At 64.1% G+C, this 20,919-nt stretch carries 19 protein-coding genes; 6 read left to right on the top strand and 13 right to left on the bottom strand.

Annotation, left to right across the window (positions count from 1 at the left end):
- Positions 1-108: 108 nt before the first annotated feature.
- Complete coding sequence (locus AC07M7_RS12085) at positions 109-2,868, top strand: bifunctional diguanylate cyclase/phosphodiesterase (protein WP_253078858.1); 2,760 nt, start codon at positions 109-111, stop codon at positions 2,866-2,868.
- A gap of 117 nt (positions 2,869-2,985) precedes the next feature.
- Here the strand turns inward: AC07M7_RS12085 and AC07M7_RS12080 are convergent, their stop codons facing one another.
- The 8 genes from AC07M7_RS12080 to AC07M7_RS12045 all read right to left on the bottom strand — a co-directional run bounded on the left by AC07M7_RS12080 (position 2,986) and on the right by AC07M7_RS12045 (position 12,995).
- On the bottom strand, positions 2,986-3,513 hold the full coding sequence (locus AC07M7_RS12080) for a hypothetical protein (protein ID WP_495207484.1): 528 nt from the start codon (positions 3,511-3,513) through the stop codon (positions 2,986-2,988).
- Positions 3,514-3,626: 113 nt separating this feature from the next.
- Positions 3,627-8,522 (bottom strand): PDDEXK-like endonuclease domain-containing protein, encoded by a 4,896-nt coding sequence (locus AC07M7_RS12075; RefSeq protein WP_495207483.1) that lies wholly within the window; start codon positions 8,520-8,522, stop codon positions 3,627-3,629.
- Between the two features lie 112 nt (positions 8,523-8,634).
- A complete protein-coding gene (locus AC07M7_RS12070) occupies positions 8,635-8,856 on the bottom strand; it encodes a hypothetical protein (protein ID WP_495207482.1) in 222 nt (73 codons plus the stop codon).
- 98 nt (positions 8,857-8,954) lie between these two features.
- Positions 8,955-10,145, bottom strand: coding sequence for a methyl-accepting chemotaxis protein (locus AC07M7_RS12065; protein ID WP_121503221.1), 1,191 nt, complete (start codon positions 10,143-10,145; stop codon positions 8,955-8,957).
- Between the two features lie 163 nt (positions 10,146-10,308).
- Positions 10,309-10,923 carry a high frequency lysogenization protein HflD gene (gene hflD, locus AC07M7_RS12060; protein WP_046982906.1) on the bottom strand — a complete coding sequence of 205 codons (615 nt, stop codon included), beginning with the start codon at positions 10,921-10,923 and terminating at the stop codon, positions 10,309-10,311.
- Positions 10,920-12,062: a tRNA 2-thiouridine(34) synthase MnmA gene (mnmA, locus tag AC07M7_RS12055; protein WP_046982907.1), complete on the bottom strand. Its 1,143-nt coding sequence runs from the start codon at positions 12,060-12,062 to the stop codon at positions 10,920-10,922. Before mnmA ends, hflD begins: the two co-directional genes overlap by 4 nt.
- Positions 12,059-12,520 (bottom strand): NUDIX hydrolase, encoded by a 462-nt coding sequence (locus AC07M7_RS12050; RefSeq protein WP_495207481.1) that lies wholly within the window; start codon positions 12,518-12,520, stop codon positions 12,059-12,061. Before AC07M7_RS12050 ends, mnmA begins: the two co-directional genes overlap by 4 nt.
- Position 12,521: 1 nt before the next feature.
- Positions 12,522-12,995: a hypothetical protein gene (locus AC07M7_RS12045; protein ID WP_136638996.1), complete on the bottom strand. Its 474-nt coding sequence runs from the start codon at positions 12,993-12,995 to the stop codon at positions 12,522-12,524.
- Positions 12,996-13,107: 112 nt separating this feature from the next.
- Here AC07M7_RS12045 and clpS point away from each other — a divergent pair, with 112 nt between their 5' ends.
- On the top strand, positions 13,108-13,434 hold the full coding sequence (gene clpS, locus AC07M7_RS12040) for an ATP-dependent Clp protease adapter ClpS (protein ID WP_006366596.1): 327 nt from the start codon (positions 13,108-13,110) through the stop codon (positions 13,432-13,434).
- Between the two features lie 80 nt (positions 13,435-13,514).
- Here the strand turns inward: clpS and AC07M7_RS12035 are convergent, their stop codons facing one another.
- On the bottom strand, positions 13,515-14,327 hold the full coding sequence (locus AC07M7_RS12035) for an APH(6) family putative aminoglycoside O-phosphotransferase (protein ID WP_495207480.1): 813 nt from the start codon (positions 14,325-14,327) through the stop codon (positions 13,515-13,517).
- A 138-nt stretch (positions 14,328-14,465) separates the two neighbouring features.
- On the opposite strand from AC07M7_RS12035, the gene clpA reads away from it, so the two are divergent.
- The 3 genes from clpA (at position 14,466) to AC07M7_RS12020 (ending at position 17,506) form a co-directional block, all read left to right on the top strand.
- Positions 14,466-16,751 carry an ATP-dependent Clp protease ATP-binding subunit ClpA gene (clpA, locus tag AC07M7_RS12030; protein WP_046982911.1) on the top strand — a complete coding sequence of 762 codons (2,286 nt, stop codon included), beginning with the start codon at positions 14,466-14,468 and terminating at the stop codon, positions 16,749-16,751.
- Positions 16,752-16,865: 114 nt separating this feature from the next.
- Entirely contained in the window at positions 16,866-17,210 is a 345-nt protein-coding gene (locus tag AC07M7_RS12025) for a type II toxin-antitoxin system RelE/ParE family toxin (protein WP_495207479.1), read from the top strand.
- A gap of 8 nt (positions 17,211-17,218) precedes the next feature.
- The gene (locus tag AC07M7_RS12020; RefSeq protein WP_482998745.1) at positions 17,219-17,506 is read left to right on the top strand and encodes a HigA family addiction module antitoxin; all 288 of its coding nucleotides are present in this window, start codon (positions 17,219-17,221) and stop codon (positions 17,504-17,506) included.
- Positions 17,507-17,562: 56 nt separating this feature from the next.
- Here the strand turns inward: AC07M7_RS12020 and AC07M7_RS12015 are convergent, their stop codons facing one another.
- The 4 genes from AC07M7_RS12015 to aat form a co-directional block, all read right to left on the bottom strand.
- Complete coding sequence (locus AC07M7_RS12015; protein WP_495207478.1) at positions 17,563-17,940, bottom strand: hypothetical protein; 378 nt, start codon at positions 17,938-17,940, stop codon at positions 17,563-17,565.
- Positions 17,941-18,069: 129 nt separating this feature from the next.
- Complete coding sequence (locus tag AC07M7_RS12010) at positions 18,070-18,342, bottom strand: hypothetical protein (RefSeq protein ID WP_495207477.1); 273 nt, start codon at positions 18,340-18,342, stop codon at positions 18,070-18,072.
- Positions 18,343-18,513: 171 nt separating this feature from the next.
- Positions 18,514-18,732 carry a translation initiation factor IF-1 gene (infA, locus tag AC07M7_RS12005; protein ID WP_005409596.1) on the bottom strand — a complete coding sequence of 73 codons (219 nt, stop codon included), beginning with the start codon at positions 18,730-18,732 and terminating at the stop codon, positions 18,514-18,516.
- Between the two features lie 86 nt (positions 18,733-18,818).
- Positions 18,819-19,559 carry a leucyl/phenylalanyl-tRNA--protein transferase gene (aat, locus tag AC07M7_RS12000; protein WP_495207519.1) on the bottom strand — a complete coding sequence of 247 codons (741 nt, stop codon included), beginning with the start codon at positions 19,557-19,559 and terminating at the stop codon, positions 18,819-18,821.
- A gap of 72 nt (positions 19,560-19,631) precedes the next feature.
- On the opposite strand from aat, the gene AC07M7_RS11995 reads away from it, so the two are divergent.
- Positions 19,632-20,900, top strand: a complete 1,269-nt coding sequence (locus AC07M7_RS11995) for a hypothetical protein (protein WP_495207476.1) — start codon at positions 19,632-19,634, stop codon at positions 20,898-20,900.
- Positions 20,901-20,919: the final 19 nt, after the last annotated feature.

Raw genomic sequence — 20,919 nt, 5'->3', positions numbered from 1 at the left:
CCGGTCATCTTACCGCGCAGGTGTGCCCTGGCCACTCAATTATCCGGCGCAGGCGCCGTTAACCACTGCGTGCCCCGCTGACGGGCGTGTCATCCGGAGCAAGATCGCGTGGACCAAGGGATCATCGCCAGCCTGCTGCAGCACCCGCTTGCGTCGGCGCTGGTCATTGTCGACCGCACGGGCCGCCCGCTGGCGGCCAATCCGGCTGCGCGCGAGCATGGCCTGCCGGCGACCGTGGCTGCGTACGCACCGATGCTGGAAGATCTGCGCCTGTTGGCGGCCGATGGCGGCATCGTGGCCTGCACGCTGCCTGGCGGCCCGCGTGGTCACTACGATGGCCACCTGCGCGCCGTGCACGATGGCGCAGGCAACCTGCTGGCCTTCACGCTGAGCATTCCGGAGCCGGTGCCGGTCGATGGTGGCGGGCGCTGGGAACTGGCCTTGGACAGTGCCGGCCACAGCTTGTGGGACTGGGACATTCCCAGCGACCGCGTAGTCCGCACGCCGGCGCTGAGTGATGAAACCGCCACTGAAATACTGACCCGCGTACACAGCGAAGACATCGGCCAGGTACGTGTCGCGCTGGACCAGCACCTGCGCGGCCTGAGCGAGCAGTACAGCGCCCAGTTCCGGTTCCGCCAGGCCGATGGCCAATGGCGCTGGGTACTTGATCGCGGTCGTGTGGTCGCGCGCACCGCCGACGGCCAGCCACTGCGGATGGTCGGCACCCATACCGATATCGAGCAGCAGAAGCAGCTGGAAGGCCTGCTGCAGGAGCAGCAGCTGCACCTGAGCGAGGCCCAGCGCATCGCCAGCATGGGGAGCTGGTCGTTCGACCCCAGCAGCGGCGCGTTCTGGTGGTCGCCGGAGCTGCGTTCACTGCTGGCACTGGAGCAGGGCAGCGTGCCCGGCCAGCGGCGCTGGTTGAAACAGCTGCATCCACGCTCGCGCGGTGCGCTGCGCGCCGCCTGGCGGCGTGTATGGCGCGATGGCCGCGCAGCCAACATCGAGCTGGAACTGACCCGGGGCAACGAGCCCTCGCAGCACCTGCGGCTGTGGATGCAGCCGCTGCTGGACACCGATGGCCAGCCCAAGCGCCTGCTGGGCCAGGTGCAGAACATCACCGAGCAGCACCAGACCGACGCGCTGATCCGCTGGCGTACCGAACTGCTCAACCGTGTCTCCGCACTGGGCCGCATCGGTGGTTGCGAGATCGAGGTGCAGACCCGGCACATGCAGTGGACCGAGGAGTGCTACCGCATCCACGGACTGCGCAAGGAACCGATCACGCTGGACCAGGCACTGGCGCTGTACACCGAAGATTCGCGCAGCGCCTTCGAGACTGCACTGGTCCGGATTGCCGGCGGCGGTCTCCCCGAACAGCTGGATCTGTGCTTCTACCGCCAGTCCGGTTTGCGCGTGTGGGTGCAGGTGCTGATCGAGCTGGATCGCCGCGATGGCCTGCCGCCGCGCTTCGTGGTCCTGTTCCGTGACATCACCCGCGAGCGCGAAGCCAACGAGCGCATCGAGCTGCTGGCCCACTACGATCTGCTGACCGGTCTGCCCAATCGCGTGCTGCTGGGCGAGCAGACCGCTGAAGCCATCGAGGAAGCGCGCGACCGCGGCACCTCGCTGGCGATGCTGTTCATCGATCTGGACGGCTTCAAGACCATCAACGACAGCTTTGGCCACGCCACCGGCGATGCACTGCTGAAGGCGGCGGCCACGCGACTTCACCAGAATCTGCGCAACAACGATCTGTTCGGCCGCTTCAGTGGCGACGAGTTCATCGTGGTGCTGCGCGACCTGGCCGAGCCGGAAGACGCCGGACACGTGGCACGCAAGTTGATCGCTTCGCTGGCCGAGCCGCTTCGCCGTGGCGAGACCACGCTGAAAGTGGGTGCCAGCGTCGGTATCGCCATGCTCGGTGAGGCACAGACCGATTTCGATTCGCTGCTGCGCGCGGCTGATGCTGCGATGTATGCGGCCAAGGAAGCAGGGCGGAATACCTACCAGTACTACAGCCAGGACGCGCTGGCGCGTATCCAGCGTCGGCTCGAGCTCGAGCACGCGCTGCATGGCGCGATCGAACGCGAAGAGTTCAGCCTGGCCTACCAGCCGCTGCTGCATGCGCATCATGGCGAACCGCCGGCGATCGAGGCACTGTTGCGCTGGCATCGGCCCGGCATCGGCTACTGCAGCCCGGCCGAATTCATTCCGATTGCAGAGAAGTGCGGCGAGATCGTGCGCATCGGCGACTGGGTGCTGAACGAAGCCTGCCGGCAGGCAATCGCCTGGGACCGGGCTGGCCTGTGTTTTGACCGCATCGCAGTCAATGTGTCGGCAGTGCAGCTGCGTGATCGCGGTTTTGCTGAGCGGGTGATCGAGATCTGCCACGCCCACGGCTGGCCGCCGCAGCGGCTGGAGCTCGAGCTGACCGAGTCGGCGTTGATCCGTGACACCGACATTCTGCGCCACTGCTTCGACGTGCTGGAACGGCACGGCGTGCCACTGGCAGTGGATGACTTTGGTACCGGCTTCTCCAATCTGAACTACCTCAACCGTTTCCCGGTGGGGCGCCTGAAGATCGACCGCAGTTTCGTGCAGGGCATGCTGCATGATTCGGGTACGGCCGAAGTGACCCAGGCCATCGTGCACCTGGGCCACGCGTTGGGCATGAAGGTGGTGGCCGAAGGCGTGGAAACACACCAGGAAGAAGACATGCTGCGCCGCCAGGGCTGCGACGAGATCCAGGGCTACCTGTACTCGCGCCCGCTCAGCCCGCGCGATCTGGCGCAGTGGTTGCGCCAGCAGCACCTCGCGCCAGGCCGCACCGATGCCGCCAGCGAGGTCGTGCTGGCACGCTGAGGGTAGCGCCGGGCCATGCCCGGCGGGATCGCTGCACGCCGACGCACCGCTCTGGTAGGTGTCGACCTTGGTCGACACGAATGCCCGAGCTCGCGCTCATCCACGCACAGCGTGGATCTACTGCAGTGTGGTAACCATTCGCTGCGGAAATTCGGAGCGAAGCCGTGCGCGTACTGCTTCGACCACGTGTGCATAGCATCGGCGCTGGATGAAATAACCCATGTAGAACAGCAGCAGGGCCACCAGCATCGGCGACGCAGCCGGGCGGACGAGGATGATCGGCACCAGCATCACTGTCAGGCCCAGCGCGAACCAGCTGCACCGCCCGACCACCCGCACCTCCCTGCGTCGTGCGTCGATCATCACCCGCCCGCGCATCAGCGGAAAGTAGCGGCCGCCAAAGCTCGGCGCGAAGCTCTCGCGAAAGGCGATACTGCCGTCCGGCAGCGCGCGGAACACCAGGCGAAGCCAGGTATCGGCCGGCAGATCATGCTCCAACCCGGCCAGCGAAAGCTGCGCCAGCTCTGCCGGCGTAGCGGCGATGCGCTGATTGAACAGTACGATGCCGGTGCGGAAGAAGAACGGCGCCCACAGCACAAGCAGCAGGACTTCGATCAGCAGAAATGCGATCAGGGCGATGGCCATCGGTCTTCCATGGACGGGATCGGTGGATCATGAAATGCCAGTCGGGGGCCATGCAGTCGATTCTTGGGGTGATTCACTTGTTCAGTGAATCGCCAGAGACTCAAAGGGTCGATCTATGAACTCTCGGCAGTAGCATCCTTCTCGTGCTCCGAATGAGGGGCGGTCGCAGGAAATGCCTCATAGGTGCGATGCAAGCAGTGATTGCTTGCGCTTGCGCCCTGAGCGCCCATGGGTTCGATTCCTCGGTCTTTGAGCGAGTTGACCAAGTCCGCGAGCAGTGCATCCCGATGCAGAACAAAGTTCGATGCGAAGCAGCGCCAGAAGCTCCATCCAGCTCGCTCCAGGACGCGTTGGCGGCGCATATCCTGTTCCCACTGATCGGGGCCATGGTAGCGATCCCCATCGCACTCGATAGCCAATCGGGCATCCTTGTCGCCCTCGACTACCATGTCGATACGGTAGCTTCCAACCTTGACCTGTGGCTGCACGCGGTAGCCGCGCGAGACCAGCTCATCGAACATCTCACGTTCGAATGGTGACTCGCAGAGCATGCGCAGATCTGCCACCGCAGCTTCGTCCTGTGAGTAAGGCGATTGGAAGTGCTGGAGCAAACCCGCCCGAAGCTTGTCTGCTGGGCTTAGCTCCTCCGCTCTGATGCTGCGGACCAGATACATCCGGTCGCGCGCGCGTGATGCTGCAACATTGTAACGCTGGCGGAACATCTCTTGAGAAGATGCCTGGGCACGGCCCGATACGATCATGGAAAGGAACATGATGTCGCGCTCCTTTCCCTGGAAGGTGCGTGCATCACCGAAGGCAATCTGGTGACGCTGAATCACCTCTTCCCCCAGTGTTCGTGAAATCTTGTCCCACACGAGCTGAGCCTGCTCACTTCCGACCAGGGACACAATGCCGATGCTACGGTGGCGCATCTGTGGATCTGAAACGATGCGTTGAATTTCCTCGAGGATGAAGCGCGCTTCGCCCTCGTTCGTCTTCCCATTACCGCGTTGGCCATCCAGTACGTGGACATCGATCAATGGTGGATCAAGTCGCTCGGAAGCGCGTGGCATGCGCAGTGGACGGAGTTGATGGTTGTAAAACTCTCGTTTGGAGTACTCGATGATGGGTCCAACACAGCGAAAATGCTCGCGAAGCATGATCTGCCCCTGCGCAAAGACTACCTTGAAGAGGTCATAGACCGACTTGTCCGGCGACATCTGTGGGCGATACAGGCCAACTTGATTTCCAAGAAATTGACCCATCAGGCTGCGGATCTTCTCCTCCTCCAAGCCGACACCTTCCGGCGAAACCTGCTGGTCGTCCCCTACGATCAGTACCTTCTTTGCGCGTAGCAAGGCAGGCAATGCCGTTAGATCAGACTGCGATGCCTCGTCGATGATAACCAGATCGAACTCGCCAAGTGAAACGGGCAGAGATTCGCTCACGCGGTAGTGCGGCATGATCCAGCAGGGAATAGCGGGACTGGCCTGTTCCGCAGCATCTCTTGCATCCCGGCGGAATCGCGGAGCTCGTACGCCGGTTCCTTTGCCAATGCGGGAAACAGCTACGCGATATGCCTCGAGTGCGGAACGTACTGCCGGGGTCGCCTTCTCAGTCATCTGCAACCAGGTTCGGGTGGTCACTGCTTGCTGGTACAGGGAGGATAGGTCTGATTCCAGTTCGTTGCGCTGACGCGACAAACGGGTCAGCTCCTCACGACCGTCCATCGATTCGACAAGTGTCAGTAGGCGACGATGTCTCCAACGATCTTTCCAGTTATCAGGCAGTAGCTTGTCTAGAGCTGCGGACGCGGCCTCTGAACGAAGTGATTGTGCCCACTTGGGGGCTCCGGACTTTTCGATCAAGTTGGTGACGTCTCGAACGATCTGCAGCTGCGGCCGCATCGAATGCTGACGTCTGAGCTCGAGCATCAGTTCGCTCCACTCGGCCATGAGCGAGCTATCGGAAGTTTCCGTGTCGCCCAATGCGCGATTCAGAAACGTCTTGATGGATTCGGCAAGGGTTCCCTTCGCGTCGACCATCGCTCTCTGGAAGGAGGATTTGATTTCCCAAGTCGCCTCGAGTCGAATGCGCGTGAGATTGTGATCCAGAATTTCCAGGGCTTGGTCAAGCTGCTGCACGGAATAGGGTGTGTTCGTCCCTTCTTTCCATGTGGGAAGGAGCGCTGACAGCATTGCCAGAATCGCCTTCTCTTCTCGGAGGACAATCTGAAGATTGTTCAGAAGGGCAAGATGACCGGGCCCCCGCTCCACGAGCGCCGACGCTGAATCGAGACTCGGGAGGGACATCTCCGGGGACAGGGCATTCCATCGGACAACAACTTCGTTGCAGTTTTGCTGGAAGCGCCGGTACTCGAGTACGTGCGCCCAGTCTTCGGCTGACGCCGGTGGTGACGCGAGTACGCGCACTTGATCGAGTTGCTTCTTCTCTCGGGTCTTGCCAAAGAACCCCGCCATGCCGAACGGCTTTCGACCTTGTGAGAGGTTGTCCAAGGCGTCGGTCATGGCAGGGTCGTCGCTCATCCCGTCCGGTAGCGTTACCGGTCGGGATAGGAAACGGGAGCGGTACGCCAGTAGTTCTCCGATCTCATTTCGCAGCTCTGCAAGCAGCTTGCTAACCGCGTCCTGCGGCCCAGCAAGGCGGATTCGTTGCTCCAGAGCAGGCAGCCACACGGGCCCAGACTCGTCGAGGCTTGTTCGAACGCGCCTCAATGCGCCTATGCGGGCGTGAGATTGAATGGCCTCTTCGATGGTCGCTTGCTGCATGTCCCGCAGTGCAGGCAGCCTGGCAGCCGCGATTTGCTCGTTGATTTCAGCAAGCCTGCCAAGGTCCAGGTGTGCCTGCCGAAGCTTGGCAGCTTCCGGGAAGCCGTCCACGGAAGGGAGGCGATGATTCAGTAGCGCAAGGTCTTCGCCAAGCGCCATTCTGGCGCTGCGGAGTGATGAGATGTCAGTATTGTCGAACTGGGGCGAATGGACTTCTGCCACCGTCAGCACATCGCGAATGAGCTCGACGTCCTCAGTGTTCGTTGCAACTTCCTTGGCGATGTCCAGCGGCTGGAGGGCAACGCCATCTACAACCACCGGTTCCAGGTTCATTCGCGCCCAATGCGCGATTCGGGCTTCGGTTGACGCAACCTGTCCATGTAGGGTGTCGATGCGTTGTTCAAACTGGCGTACCTGCTCGCGCATGTCACTTTTGCTCAGTCTCGTGATTTCTCCAGCGATATGACGGATTGCATGTTCGAACTGTTTCATGCCGTCGGCTTCGCTGCTCAGCAGGCTGATGGCAAGCGGACGGATATCCTCGGGCAGCTTTTCCTGCAGCACAGCCAGTGCTGGGTCTTTCATCGACGTGACCAGAACCCGCTTGCCTAGGGCAAGGTAATGCGAAATCACATTCGCAATGGTGTGGGTTTTGCCAGTCCCCGGTGGCCCTTGGACGACGACGCCGTCCTGATGATCGAGCATGTGGACAATCTGCACTTGCTCATCGTTGTAGGGCATCGGGAAGAACAAGTCTTTTGCCTTCGCCGCTGTGCCGGCCTTCCTGTCGATGTGCGACAGGCCGCGATAGTTCATGGGCGGAGGTTCATGCAGGTGCTGCGAGGGATCGTTCAAGAGTGCCCACGTCGCCCGTGACAGCCCCTCCAGATTCACGCCAGAGTCAATAAGGTTCTCAAAGCGCTCAAGATCCTGAATGAAAAGACTGGATGTTCGAGGGCGTGCGAAGAGTACCCAAGTATCGGTCACCTTCAGGTGCTCGCCTGCCTTGGGCAGTTGTCGGTCATGGGGCATCGTCTGGGAGGCCCAGTATGTTCCCTTGCTGTCCAGCAACGATGCGGAGACCTTCAAAACTGGTTCGAAAGTGCTTGGTGTGAATGGACTGACGTGCCATTCCGTCCGGGCGAAATGCTCCTTGCCCGCACGGGCAACTTCGGCCACGCCGGGATTGTCAAGCGCGGTATACACGTCCAGCTCCAGCCGTGGGTCTGGCGAGCGCGGTCGGACCTCGATGGCGTGAGTGCGCTCATCAATGGAGAGCTCCACCAGCTTGGTGATCAGAGGGTACGTCAGCTTCCCGTCGGACAGGTCCCATACTGCGATACCTACGCCCATCACCATTTCCAGGGGAGAGTCGACCACGTTGCCCCGCAGCATCTGATAGCTGGAAAAAAGCTCGGCGTACTTGGCAATCGTCTTGCGAACTTCCCTTTCTTTGACAGCCCACGGCTGCCATAACTGAAGGACGTAGACCTTCAATTCCTCTTGCAACTGAACCATCAGGGACAGTGCGTCGATCGGTATAGGGCTTTCGGGATCAGTGCCTTCTACAAGAGGGGGCGGTTCAGCTCCCAGGAGGCTCAGCTCATCACGAGTAGCATGGCTGACCAACCCAGGTTCCCGATTCGGCTGGTTGGATTGGGCAATCAGTGCGGAGAGCAATCGAGTTGACGGTGGTGGCGGTGCGCTTTCCTGCAGTCGATCCACGCGCAGCCAAACATCATCGTCGTCAGTTCCTGCATCGAAGTGGACGCCAGGCAGCCCCTGCAGCTCGTATTCATGCGCCTTGAAGTTATTGTGCTGTTCAACTTGCCGGGAAGGTCGCCCGCGAAGACTCGCCGTCTGCCTTACGTACTCCAGCAGTCCTTTTAGGCGCTCAAGAATGTGAGGTTCGGTCATTTTGTGTCGAGTCTGTTCGGTGGACGAATGCAGGCCCTGTGCCTGCGGAGTTTCGGTCGGCGCGTCGCGCTCTGGCGACGCCGAAGGGTCGCCACCCTCCGGGCCGAAAGGGTCAAGAGTGCGACGCGGAGACTTAAGTAGATTATTGATTCTGCTTCGGAGTTGCACAGCTCGGGGCATCTCCCGATGTGCGAGTTCGGCTGCAAGGCCTTCCAGCATGCGCCGGTCCTGCTTGCTGGCCGCAGTCTGGAACAGAAGCTCCAATTCCTGCGTGCTGACATTGAAGAATGGCCGTGTGCTCATGACCCGGTTGCAGCTCCTTGTGCGAGACCCCCACATTCCGGTGGCGGATTCAATCGATCAAGGACGATTCTAGCGCGGTTGAGTCGTCGCAGTCGGCGGGCCGAGGCGCCCGTCAAGGATGTTTCAACGCCTCGCCGTCCAGCCCGAGATCCCAGGCCAATCCCAGCAGTTCGTCGTCCGCGCGGGACGGGGCAGGCCGCGCATCCGCCAGCTGCTGCAGTTCGCGGATCTCCTCGCGGGCCACCTCTTCCAGCTGTTGCAGCTGCTCACGTGTGCTCGCGTTGCGCGGGCGGTCGTTGTTGGCAAGGGAGGGCAGGGCGCGGATAGCGGTCATGGTGCGCGTACAGGATGCATCCAACGGCGGATTACAGGCAAAGGCCCCGGACGAACCGGGGCCTTGCGGGCTGCCGGCAGCGGCAGCGGACATCAGGATCAGAACAGCTCGACGGTGCCAGCGCCCATGCTCTGCTGGGCGACCGGCTTGTGCGGCGGGCGTTCCCATTCGCTGCGCAGTTCACGCAGGCGGCTGCCGGTGCGCTGCAGGGCGGTGGCGATCTCTTCGTCGAACACGCCGCCATTGCGGTGCAGCAGTTCCTGCAGGGCCACTGCTTCGCGGTTGATCGCGGTCAGGCGGTCCAGGTGGGTGTGCACGCCGCCCAGCGCCTGGGTAGCGATGTCTTCGAACTGCAGGGCGCGCACGGCTTCAGCCACACTGCCATCGATCGAACGGGCGCAGTCGGAGACTTCGCGCATGCCATCGCCCAGCGACGCATTGATCTGCGCCACGTTATCGAGCATCGCCGCCGCTTCCTGGCGCGCTTCACGGGAGCGGTCCATGTCACGCGAGGCCATGTGCGAGACCGTCTCGCGGACCTTGGCGATGGCGTCCTTGGAGCTGTGCGCCAGCTTGCGGATCTGCTCGTTGAACGTGGTCGAGCGCTCGGACAGGTTGCGTACTTCGTCGGCCACCACGGCGAAACCACGACCGGCTTCACCGGCACGCGCGGCTTCGATGGCGGCGTTGAGCGCAAGGAGGTTGGTCTGGTCGGCAATCGACTTGACGTCTTCCAGCAGCGCGAAGATGCCATCCAGGTGCTGCGCCATCTGATCGATGTGCTGCACGGTGGTACTGCTCTGGCCGCTTACCTGTTCCAGCGCTTCCACCAGCTGTTCCATGCGGTTGCTGGCGTGCTGGGCAAAACGGGCAACGTCGAGGCCGGCATTGCCTTCATCACCGGCGCGGTCGACGATGCGCGACAGGGCCTGGCTCTGCTGGCGCGACTTGCGGTTCATCGCATCGAAGCTGCCGCCCAGGCTGGAAACCGCCTGGCGGATCAGGTCACGGGCGCGTTCCACTTCGCCACGTGAACCGTCGATCTCGTTGCCAACGAAGTTGCGCAGCTCGGTCAACAGCTGGTCCTGCTCGCGCAGGACACGGGCGTGTTCCGGGGAACGGTGCGCCTGGGCGCGGGTGGTCCACCACGCAAAGCCGAGCCAGCTCAGCGTCATCGTGGTCAGGATCGCCCAGCGCAGGGCGGCCGGCCATTCGAAACCGATGGCGAAGGGGAGCAGCAGGGTCAGAGCCAGGGGGGCGGCCAGACGGATGAAAATGCGTGAGTACATGGACGTTCTCGGGAGGTGCACGGAGGATGTATCGGCCGTACCCCCTTTCTCTTTAACGTCGATATGCCTCGAAGTGCATTCTGAATGCGCCGGTTTTCCGGCGCTGCCGGGGCGTTCAGGGTCAGAGCCCTTTCCGTGCCGGAAAGGGATCCGCCCCCATTGCTCAGGCCAGCTGGCGGTCCACGGCCTCGATCATCGCCTTGCGGCTGAACAGGAAGTCCCAGTAGCTGCCGCCCAGCTGCCGCCAGAGCACCGCAGAGCGCACGGCGGCCAGCAGCAGGGCGCGGATCTCGGCGACCACGCCGGCCTGGCCCAGGTAGTGCGGATTGCCCTGGACCATCACCCGCGGCTTGAGGTGGCTGATGGTGTCGGCATACAAGCCGCCCAGGTTGGCCAGCACGTCCGGATGCGCGCTGTCGCCCAGTTCGGCCGCCTGGCGCTGGGCGCGCTCGATCCCCGAAGCGACCTTGTTCACGGTCTCGCCTTCCTGCACGAAGCGGCGCTCCAGCTGCAGCACCGACAAGGCCAGCTTGGGCAGGATCGGGTCCTGGCCCTGGCTGCGGAAGTAGTTGTGCAGCAGGCGCAGGCCGGCCTTCAGTGCATGACGGTCACCGAACACCTCCTGCGGCGAGGACGCATCGACGCGGAACACGCTCTCCACGGCGGTGCGAACGGCGGCGGCGTCGGAATGGCCGGTATCGGCGATACGGCGTACCTGCTGCAGGGCCTGGGCAATGCCGGCCAAAGCCAGAACGCGGTCGTCGACAGTGAAACTCATGCAGCGATTACCTCAAAAGGAGAAGGGGTGGTGCGCAGGCGCTGCTCAAGCGGCGCATCGGTGGCGGCGATCACTGCGCCACCCAGGCACACGTCGCCGTCATACAGCACCAGCGACTGGCCAGGGGTGACGGCGCGCTGCGGGCGGGCGAAGGTGACCAGCACGCTGCCATCGTCCAGCACCTCGACCGTACACGGCTCGTCGGGCTGGCGGTAGCGGGTCTGCGCGGTGCACTCGAAGCGCCGTGCCGGCGGTGCGCCGGCAATCCAGTGCGCGGCCTCCGAGCGCAGGCGGTTGGACAGCATCCACTTGCTGTCGCGGTCCTGGTCGACGTACAGCACGTTGCTGGCAACATCCTTGCCAACCACGTACCACGGCGCCGCAGGGCGGCCACGCACGCCGCCGATGTTCAGGCCCTCGCGCTGGCCCAGGGTGAAATAGAAGACGCCTGGGTGCTCGGCGATCACACTGCCGTCGGCCGGGTCCAGGATCTGCCCGGGCTTGGCCGGCAGGTAGCGCCCGAGGAACTCGCGGAAGTCGCGCTCGCCGATGAAGCAGATGCCGGTGGAGTCCTTCTTGGCGTGGGTCGGCAGGCTGACGTCACGTGCGATCCGGCGCAGGTCGGTCTTTTCCAGGTCGCCAATCGGGAACAGGGTGGCCGCCAGCTGCTGCTGGCCCAGCTGGTGCAGGAAGTAGCTCTGGTCCTTGGAGCGGTCGGCGCCACGCAGCAGCAGCCACTGGTGGCCGCGCTGGGTCACCCGCGCGTAGTGGCCAGTGGCGATGCGCTCGGCGCCCAGCTCGCGGGCGGCATCCAGGAAGTGCTTGAATTTCACCTCGCGGTTGCACAGCACGTCCGGGTTCGGGGTGCGACCGGCGGCATACTCGGCCAGGAAGTGCTCGAACACGCCCTGCCAGTACTCGTTGGAGAAATCGCGGAAGTGAAATGGGATGCCGAGCAGGCCGCAGACGGCCACCGCATCACGGCGGTCGTCCTCGGCGCGGCAATCGCCGCTGCCGTCGTCGGCCCAGTTCTGCATGAACAGGCCGGCCACCGCCTCACCCTGCTGCACCAGCCGCCAGGCAGCCACCGAGGAATCGACGCCACCGGAGACGCCGACCATTACGCGCGGAGTGCTCATGCGACCTCCCTGACCAACGAAAGCGGATGGCGCTGGCCGCCCAGGTAGTCGGCCACCACCTGCCAGACCAGCGGGCTGCGCAGGCGCTCGCCGGCGGCCTGCAGCTCGCCCGGGCTCAGCCACAGCGCGCGGTCGATGCCGGTGTCCAGTGGCTGCGCCGGGTCGTGCGAGATCGGGCGCGCCGCATAGCAGAAGCGCAGGAAGGTGGTGCCGTCGCCTGCGGTCCACTGGTAGCAGCCGATGAAGTGGGTCAGCTGTACGGTCCAGCCGGTTTCCTCGCGGGTCTCGCGCAGTGCCGCCTCGGCCAGGCTTTCGCCCGGCTCGAGGTGGCCGGCCGGCTGGTTCAGCACCGCGCGGCCGTCGATGGTTTCTTCAACCAGCAGCACGCGGCCGCCGTCGACCACCACGGTGGCGACGGTGGCGTGCGGTGCCCAGCGCGGGTCCGGCGTAGCGTTCAACTCAGAACTCGTCCTTCTTGGTCAGTTCCAGCTCCATCGCATCGGCGGTGCGGATGGCCGCATCGATGGCGTCGCTGAGCTGGTCGGCAGTGGCATCGGCGTCGATCTTGACCACGAACATGGCGGTGGTGTCCTGCTTCACCCAGCCACCCATCTTGGCGTCCTGCGAGTCTTCCAGCAGACGGTTGGCCACGGCCACCGGGAACTGCTTGGTCTTGGCGCTGTAGGCCGGCGACCAGATCTCGCGGATGTTGTGGGTGCCGAAGTCCTCCACCGACGAACGCACGTAGACCATCTGGGTACGATCGCCTTCGACGTCGAACACCATGCGGTAGTCGCCGTCTTCGTCGACCTCATAGGTGTAACCCAGCTTGTCCAGGTTGCGGGCCACGGCCTTGTCGCCCTCCGGCGCGGCGGCGGCAGAGCCGGCGGCAGCCAGGGCGATCAGCAGGGCGGGGAGAAGGGTCCTTTTCATGAAGATCCTGTGAAGCAGTATTGAGAGAGGATGCAATTGTGACGGCGGCCGTGCGTGCCGTCCAATCTGCGGCGGGCCGACGCAGGCCCGCTCGAGCCTCTATAATGAGCAGATGCCCCGCGAGTCTTCCCCCGATTCCCATCACGAGCACGGCGTTGCCGTGGAACCCGCGCGCCCGGAAGTGGCGCCGCCGCCGTTCTACCAGGTGATGCTGCTCAATGACGACTACACCCCGATGGATTTCGTGGTGGACGTGCTGCAGCAGTTCTTCACCATGGACCTGGACAAGGCCACGCAGGTGATGCTGCACGTCCATACCCGCGGCCGCGGCGTGTGCGGGGTGTTCACCCGCGAAGTGGCCGAGACCAAGGTCGCCCAGGTCAACGAGTACTCGCGCATGAACCAGCACCCGCTGCTGTGCACGATGGAAAAGGCCTGACCGGCTGCCGATTTTCGTCCGGGCACATCGATTCCGGACCCGGTGTGCCCACCAAGGTGGGCACCTACCAGGCGCGGAGGTCACCCCTCCGCCAGCGCCTGCAACGCCATCCTTGCCACCACTTCGTCGATATCGGCGGGGTCGCCGTCATCGCGGAACCACACCGCTGACAGCCCTGCGCTGGATGCGATCCAGCGCAGCAGCCTGCGCCGCTCGATCCCTGTCAGCGCGGTGACCTGTTCCAGCCGCGCCGCAAACCGCTCTGGCTGTGTCGCAACGTGGATGCCCGGCCCGCACAGGTCCGGATTGCTGAACAACGTCGTGTAATCGAACGCACGGTCGCCGATCAATCGCTTCGGATCGATCGCCAACCAACCGCGCGCACCGAAATCGAGCACGTTGTCGTGGTGCAGGTCGCCGTGCAGTGGCCGGATCTCCTGCTCCTCCTGCAACAATGCCGCCGCCAGTGATCTGCACTGTTCCAGCAGTGGTGGCAGCATCGCCCTTGGCTGCAACAGGTCCGCGAACCATGTACGCAGGCAGACCAGTTCCGCTGGCGGTGCGCTCCGTGGCCGGTGCAGCCGTTGCAGGACCTGGCACAGGATGGTGGTGCAGGCGTCATCGTCGCCGTCGATCGAGCGTTGCCGCAACGAGTTGCCGCGGGCGCGCTCGATCAGGATTGCCGGGCCCTCGTGGGCCAGCAGCCGGGCGGCGCCGTCGCCGTTCCACCAGCGCAGCAGGCGATGGCTGTTCTGCTCCTCGGCTTCGCTGCTGACCTTGAGCATCGCTGGCTCGCCGGCGGTGGTCAGTACCGGCCAGAGCTGGGCATGGGGCGTCTGGATGGCCGCGCCATCACGCCGCAATCGCCAGCGGCTCAGGTAGGGTTCGCTCATGCTGGGTGGGCTGTCCTGGAGTGAATGAAGATCAAGCGATCCGTACTGCTAACGCCATCTGAACGCAGCAATCCGCTAGGGTGATGGAAATCGCGTAGTCAGGCCGCATATTGTCCCTATCTGCCGCCGGAGTAATCCATGTTCAGCAAAGACCTCGAACACACCATCGGCCAGTGCTACAAGCGCGCCCGTGAGGCCCGGCATGAGTTCATGACGGTCGAACACCTGCTGTTGGCACTGCTCGACAACCCGTCCGCCCAGGCCGTGCTGAAGGCCTGTGGTGCCGACGCCGAACGCCTGCGCCAGGAGCTGGAGCAGGCCATCGAGGCCTCCGTGTCCCGCCTGGCCGAAGATGACGGCCGCGATACCCAGCCGACCCTGGGCTTCCAGCGCGTGCTGCAGAGGGCCGTGTACCACGTGCAGTCTTCGGGCAAGAAGGAGGTCACCGGCGCGAACGTGCTGGTCGCCATCTTCGGCGAAAAGGACTCCCACGCCGTCTATTACCTCAACCAGCAGGACGTTACCCGACTGGATGTGGTCAATTATTTGTCCCACGGCATCGCCAAGCTGGGCGAGGAGGGCGAGCAGCCGTCCTCTTCCTCGGAGGGCGAAAGCCGCATCGAAGGCGGGGAGGGCGAGCCGAAGGGCGATGCCCTGACCGAGTTCGCCAGCAACCTCAACGAACAGGCCCGCGCCGGTCGCATCGACCCGCTGGTCGGTCGTGCCGATGAGATCGAACGCACCATCCAGGTGCTGTGCCGCCGTCGCAAGAACAACCCGCTGTACGTGGGTGAGGCCGGCGTGGGCAAGACCGCCATCGCCGAGGGGCTGGCACGCCGCATCATCGAAGGTTCGGTGCCGGAGGTACTGTCGGACGCGGTGATCTACTCGCTCGACCTCGGTGCGCTGGTGGCCGGGACCAAGTACCGCGGTGATTTCGAGAAGCGCCTGAAGAGCGTGCTGACCGCGCTGAAGAAGGTGCCCAACGCGGTGCTGTTCATCGACGAGATCCACACCATCATCGGTGCCGGCTCGGCCTCGGGCGGCACCATGGATGCCTCCAACCTGATCAAGCCGGCACTGGCTTCAGGTGAGCTGCGCTGCATCGGCTCGACCACCTTCCAGGAGTACCGCGGCATCTTCGAGAAGGACCGGGCGCTGGCGCGCCGCTTCCAGAAGATCGACATCGTCGAGCCGACCGTCGGCGAGACCTACGAGATCCTGCAGGGCCTCAAGTCCAAGTACGAACTGCACCACGGCGTGACCTATTCCGACGAGGCGCTGCAGGCGGCGGTGGACCTGTCGGTCAAGCACATCGGCGACCGCCTGCTGCCGGACAAGGCCATCGACGTGATCGACGAGGCCGGTGCCCGCCAGCGCCTGCTGCCGGAAGGCCAGCGCAAGGAGCTGATCGACGTCGAGGAAGTGGAGGCCATCGTCGCCAAGATGGCGCGCATCCCGGCCAAGCAGGTCAGCGCCACGGACAAGGATGTGCTGCAGCACCTGGAGCGCAACCTGAAGATGGTGATCTTCGGGCAGGATCCGGCCATCGATACGCTGGCTTCGGCGATCAAACTGGCCCGTTCCGGGCTGGGCAATCCGGAAAAGCCGATCGGCAACTTCCTGTTCGCCGGCCCCACCGGCGTGGGCAAGACCGAGGTGACCAAGCAGCTGGCGCTGCAGCTGGGCATCGAGCTGGTCCGTTTCGACATGTCCGAGTACATGGAGCCGCACTCGATCAGCCGCCTGATCGGCGCGCCTCCGGGCTACGTCGGCTTCGACCAGGGCGGCCTGCTGACCGAGAAGATCGTCAAGACCCCGCACTGCGTGCTGTTGCTGGACGAGATCGAGAAGGCGCATCCGGACATCTTCAACATCCTGTTGCAGGTGATGGACCGCGGCGTGCTGACCGATACCAACGGTCGCGAGGCCAACTTCAAGAACGTGGTGCTGGTGATGACCACCAATGCCGGTGCGGCGCAGGCCTCGCGGCGCTCGATCGGCTTCACCAAGCAGGACCATGCCACCGACGCGATGGAAACCATCCGCCGCAGCTTCACCCCGGAATTCCGCAACCGCCTCGATGCGGTAGTGCAGTTCCAGGCGCTGGGCTTCGAGCACATCCTGAGAGTGGTCGACAAGTTCCTGATCGAGCTGGAGATGCTGTTGCAGGACAAGCACGTCAGCCTGTCGGCCACCCCGACCGCGCGCGACTGGCTGGCCCACCACGGTTTCGACCCGCTGATGGGTGCTCGCCCGATGGCCCGCGTGATCCAGGACAAGATCAAGCGTCCGCTGGCCGACGAGCTGTTGTTCGGCAAGCTGGTCAATGGCGGCAGGGTCAGCATCGACGTCCGGGACGACGAGTTGGTGGTCGAGACGCAGGCCGAGCCGGAGCGGTTGTTGCCGGTGACGGTGGAGTGAGCTGACGCCAGGCTTGGCGCGATAGACCTGAAATGACAAGGGCGGCTTCGGCCGCCCTTGTTGTTTTCAGCGGGCTTGTCGCCTGCGGCCTTGCAGGTGGGAATGGAAGTGCCAATGCTGTTTCGTGATCGCGATGGAGTGTCGCCCCTCTTGTATCGCGAAACGATACAGGATACGGTAACGATCATCGATTTCCGCCACAAGGGCCTCGAGCGGCTCTACCGCTCAGGTAGCAGCAGTGGAATCCGGCACAGCCACGCCAGCAAGGTGCTGATGATCCTGTCGATCCTGGATGTGGCATCGGGCCCTGGGGATCTCGCCATGCCTGGTTTGCGCCTGCACAAGCTGCGAGGCAGCCTGAAAGGGCATTGGTCCGTTTGGGTCAATGGAAACTGGCGGATTACCTTCCGTTTCACCGGTGGCGACGTGGAGTTGCTGGATTACCTGGACTATCACTGAGGCCGCGCATGATTCATCACCATCCACATCCAGGGCAGGCGATCAAGGCAATGGTCTTTGATCCGATGGATCTCTCCGTGACCGAGGCGGCCGAACGATTGGCAATGTCGCGCGTAGCGCTTTCGAGGGTACTTAATGGCAAAGCAGGCATCAGTCCTGACCTGGCCATCCGCCTGGAGATGGCAGGGGTGAGTACCGCGGCTTTCTGGATGGGGCTGCAATCCAACTACGATCTCTGGCTGGCGCGGCAGCGCGAGCAGCCGACGGTGTTGCCGCTGGTTGCCGCAGCGCGTTGACATGCATCGCGACAAGGCCACAAGGGCGGCTTCGGCCGCCCTTGTCATGTCCGGCGTCAGCGGCTGCGGTGGCGTGCTTCGCGCTTGAACCGCTCGGCGTCGATCGGCTCGATGCGCGACACTTCGCAGCTGCCGCGGCCGGTATCCAGTTCGCTGCGTCCATCGCTGCACAATTCCCCAGCCTCCTTGCCGTCGGTCTTGAAGCTCAGGCGGCGGGCCAGCACGGACGAGGTGCAGCTGTTGCGGAAATGCACGACATAGTGGTCTGCGCCGGAGCGGAACAGGATGTTCTTGTCTGCCCCGGCACGAACAATCTGCTGCTCGCCAGACAGTGGTGTGCATTGGGCTGGCGGGGTGTCGGCTGCATGTGCAGGCGACGCCAGCAGGGTGGCGGCGGACAGGGTCAGGGGGATGAGCAGCGAGCGAATGTTCATGGGGGAGCATGGGGTGGCGATCCGGACTGGATCGGATCCCACGATGCCGCCGCCGGCACCTTTGCGAATCTGCCGCAAGCAGGGCTGACCTACGCCACGGTGTGGTCGGTCACGATGACCTTTGGCGACTCAGGCGGCGATCGAGCGGAACCCCTGCTGGCGACCCTGGTCGCCGCCGTCCTCGATGACGAAGGCGACTGCCTCGTGCGGGATGTGCATGCACTGCTTCAGGGTGCTGCCCATGTGCGGGATCTCGCGCTGTACGGCCAGGTACAGCGGATGCGTGGCATCCATGCTGGTGCAGAACAGGCAAGGCTGGCCGAACCAAGTGCCGTCCGGGCCCTTGCTGGCATAGCAGCGGCTGGTGACGGACTGTGGATCCAGGGCGATCAGGTAGGTCATGCACGCAACGCCATCTGTGAAGAACGCATTGAGCCTGGATCGCCTGTGCAGCGCTGGATCTCAGACAAGGCCGAAAAGTGAGTGATCTCGAGAATCGCCACTTTGTTACGCGCACGACAAAGGGCCAGCAGCAAGGCCGGCCCTGTCGGAGTGGCGCCAAGCGCCGACCGCTTACTTCATGCGGTAGGTGATACGACCCTTGGTCAGGTCATACGGGGTCATTTCAACCTTGACCCGGTCACCGGTGAGGATGCGGATGTAGTTCTTGCGCATGCGGCCGGAGATGTGGGCGATGATTTCGTGCCCATTTTCCAGGCGAACGCGGAAAGTGGTGTTCGGCAGCGTCTCGCTGACGGTGCCCTCGAACTCGATGGAATCGTCTTTCGACATGTAGTCCTGTGCGGTTCAGAAAACGGCCACGCTGGGCCTAAGGCGCGGTATTTTACGCGTGATGGGCCCAGCTTGCAAAGTTTGTGTTAACCCCCGGCCAAACGCCGTGCTGGCAAACGCCCCACCGCCTGGGTCCAGGGGCCTTCACGGCCATCCTGGTGGATGGCCTGGCGCACGTGATCGAGGAATTCTGCGCGCGGCAGGTGTTCGGCACCCATCCGCAGCAGGTGCGGATTTTCCACCTGGGCATCAATCAGTTGCCAGCCCCAGCCGCGCAGCGTGGTCGCCAATGCGGCCAGGGCGATCTTGGAGCCGCCACTGGCGCCACTGAACATGCTCTCGCCAAAAAACATGGCGCCGATCGCGACGCCGTAGATGCCGCCGACCAGCGTCTGCCGGTCCCAGACCTCGAAGGAATGGGCGAAGCCGAGGTCGTGCAGTTGGCTGTAAGCCTCGACCATCGCCGGACTGATCCAGGTGCCGTCCTGGCCGGGGCGTGGCGCTGCGGCGCAGGCGTGCATCACCCGGCTGAAGGCGGTGTCGGCGGTGATCTCCCACGTGCTGCTGCGCAACTGGCGGCGGAAGCGGCTGGACAGATGCACGCCATCAGTACGGAATACCATGCGCGGGTCCGGTGACCACCACAGGATCGGCTCGCCCTCGCTGAACCACGGGAAGATGCCGCCGGCATAGGCATTGAGCAGGCGCATCGGGTGCAGGTCGCCGCCCACCGCCAGCAGGCCGTCGGGCTGGCGCAGTGCGGTCTCGGCCGGAGGGAAGGGGGCGTCCGGCGCATCGGCCAGGCGCCAGGGCAGCTGGCGGGTCATGCCGCCATTGTATTCGTCGTGGTGATCGCTGATGTCTGGCACCATCAGCGTCCAACGGCAAGGAGCCCACGCATGAGCGACGCGATCACCGCCATCCTCGATGTGCACGACACCCCGCGCACGCGCAACGACAGCCAGGGCATGCTGCTGATGCTGGCCGCTGAGCAGCCGCGCCAGCTCGGTGCGTTGATGCTGCAGGCACTGGCGCGACGCTCGCCGAGCTCAGCCTTCCTCGACATGGCGCTGGACCTGCTACCGGATGATGCGGTGCCCGCAGTCGTGGCCGAAGCATGGCGTCGCTATCGTGATGGCGAGCGCGGCGAGCTGCTGGCCAGCGTGATGGAGTTCGCCAGCTATCAGGCGCCACAGCTGCTGCAGGACGACTGGGAGGCATTGCTGGCGATCGTTAGTGAGGATGAGCTGCAGCTGGCTTCGCAGGTATGGCGGGGCCTGCCCTCTGCCACTGCCGCGCAGTGGGCGCAGATCCTGGCTGAAGCCGATGACGATCGCGAAATGGCGCGGGCCCGGGCGCTGCTGCTCGCCGCCCAGCCCGAGACCTACGCCATTGCTCGCGGCTACGTGGTCGACTGGGGGCGGTTGGATGCCGAGGTCTGGGCGCACTGGGCCGGCGTCGCCGACGGACCGCAGCCGCGGCGCCTGCATGGGGAGCGGCCGCTGCACATCCGCTTCGGCCGCGAGCAGCATCGTGCGCAGCAGGCGGACGAGCCGAGCTGGCGCAAGCGCATCTGGCGCCTGCATCCAACCTGGAATGGTGGCCAGGTGCATCACGCCGGGCACATGGGAGGACCGCTGGAAGCGCTGTGCGGTGGTTGTCACGCGCCGCTGCAGCGGCTGCTGCAGACCGATGCTGCTGCGCTGCAGCCGGGCGCGTCCGGTGAGGTCACGCTCGGCTTGTGCCTGGATTGTTGTGGATGGGAGGAGCCGCCCGTGCGCTTCTATCGCCACGATGCCGCAGGCCAGCCCGGCTGCCACCCCAGCCAGTACCGCGAGGTGCCGAACACCCCCACCGACAGCGGCGACCTGATGCAGGCGGAGGTGGGCCTTGCGGCCCTGAGCAGCGAGCGTTGGCGGCAGCAGGACTGGGGCCAGTCCAACCATCGGCAGAACCTGTCGCGCGTGGGCGGCGCGCCAAGCTGGGTGCAGAGTGCGTGGTACCCGGCGTGCATCGATTGCGGCGAAGAGATGCCGTTCGTCATGCAGCTGGATTCAACGCTGCCAACCACGGGTGAGGGCGCGCTGCTGTGGGGCAGCGGCGGCATGCTCTATACGTTCTGGTGTGCGAAGTGCCGGGTGAGTGGGCACTTCTGGCAGTGCACCTGATTACAGTGTCCTCGCCACC

It is taken from the genome of Stenotrophomonas sp. GW821-FHT09E08, assembly GCF_059416125.1.
Note: the sequence above shows the minus strand (reverse complement) of the source record. Positions and strands in the feature narration are given on the sequence as shown.

Excerpts from the sequence above, each read along its gene's own strand:
- AC07M7_RS12010 (WP_495207477.1), bottom strand. The coding sequence starts at position 18,342 with ATGACCTACCTGATCGCCCTGGATCCACAGTCCGTCACCAGCCGCTGC.
- AC07M7_RS12045 (WP_136638996.1), bottom strand. The coding sequence starts at position 12,995 with ATGAAAAGGACCCTTCTCCCCGCCCTGCTGATCGCCCTGGCTGCCGCC.
- AC07M7_RS12070 (WP_495207482.1), bottom strand. The coding sequence starts at position 8,856 with ATGACCGCTATCCGCGCCCTGCCCTCCCTTGCCAACAACGACCGCCCG.
- infA (WP_005409596.1), bottom strand. The coding sequence starts at position 18,732 with ATGTCGAAAGACGATTCCATCGAGTTCGAGGGCACCGTCAGCGAGACG.
- mnmA (WP_046982907.1), bottom strand. The coding sequence starts at position 12,062 with ATGAGCACTCCGCGCGTAATGGTCGGCGTCTCCGGTGGCGTCGATTCC.
- AC07M7_RS12015 (WP_495207478.1), bottom strand. The coding sequence starts at position 17,940 with ATGAACATTCGCTCGCTGCTCATCCCCCTGACCCTGTCCGCCGCCACC.
- AC07M7_RS12080 (WP_495207484.1), bottom strand. The coding sequence starts at position 3,513 with ATGGCCATCGCCCTGATCGCATTTCTGCTGATCGAAGTCCTGCTGCTT.
- aat (WP_495207519.1), bottom strand. The coding sequence starts at position 19,559 with ATGACCCGCCAGCTGCCCTGGCGCCTGGCCGATGCGCCGGACGCCCCC.
- AC07M7_RS12065 (WP_121503221.1), bottom strand. The coding sequence starts at position 10,145 with ATGTACTCACGCATTTTCATCCGTCTGGCCGCCCCCCTGGCTCTGACC.
- hflD (WP_046982906.1), bottom strand. The coding sequence starts at position 10,923 with ATGAGTTTCACTGTCGACGACCGCGTTCTGGCTTTGGCCGGCATTGCC.
- AC07M7_RS12075 (WP_495207483.1), bottom strand. The coding sequence starts at position 8,522 with ATGAGCACACGGCCATTCTTCAATGTCAGCACGCAGGAATTGGAGCTT.
- AC07M7_RS12025 (WP_495207479.1), top strand. The coding sequence starts at position 16,866 with ATGCTGTTTCGTGATCGCGATGGAGTGTCGCCCCTCTTGTATCGCGAA.
- clpA (WP_046982911.1), top strand. The coding sequence starts at position 14,466 with ATGTTCAGCAAAGACCTCGAACACACCATCGGCCAGTGCTACAAGCGC.
- AC07M7_RS12035 (WP_495207480.1), bottom strand. The coding sequence starts at position 14,327 with ATGAGCGAACCCTACCTGAGCCGCTGGCGATTGCGGCGTGATGGCGCG.
- clpS (WP_006366596.1), top strand. The coding sequence starts at position 13,108 with ATGCCCCGCGAGTCTTCCCCCGATTCCCATCACGAGCACGGCGTTGCC.
- AC07M7_RS11995 (WP_495207476.1), top strand. The coding sequence starts at position 19,632 with ATGAGCGACGCGATCACCGCCATCCTCGATGTGCACGACACCCCGCGC.
- AC07M7_RS12020 (WP_482998745.1), top strand. The coding sequence starts at position 17,219 with ATGATTCATCACCATCCACATCCAGGGCAGGCGATCAAGGCAATGGTC.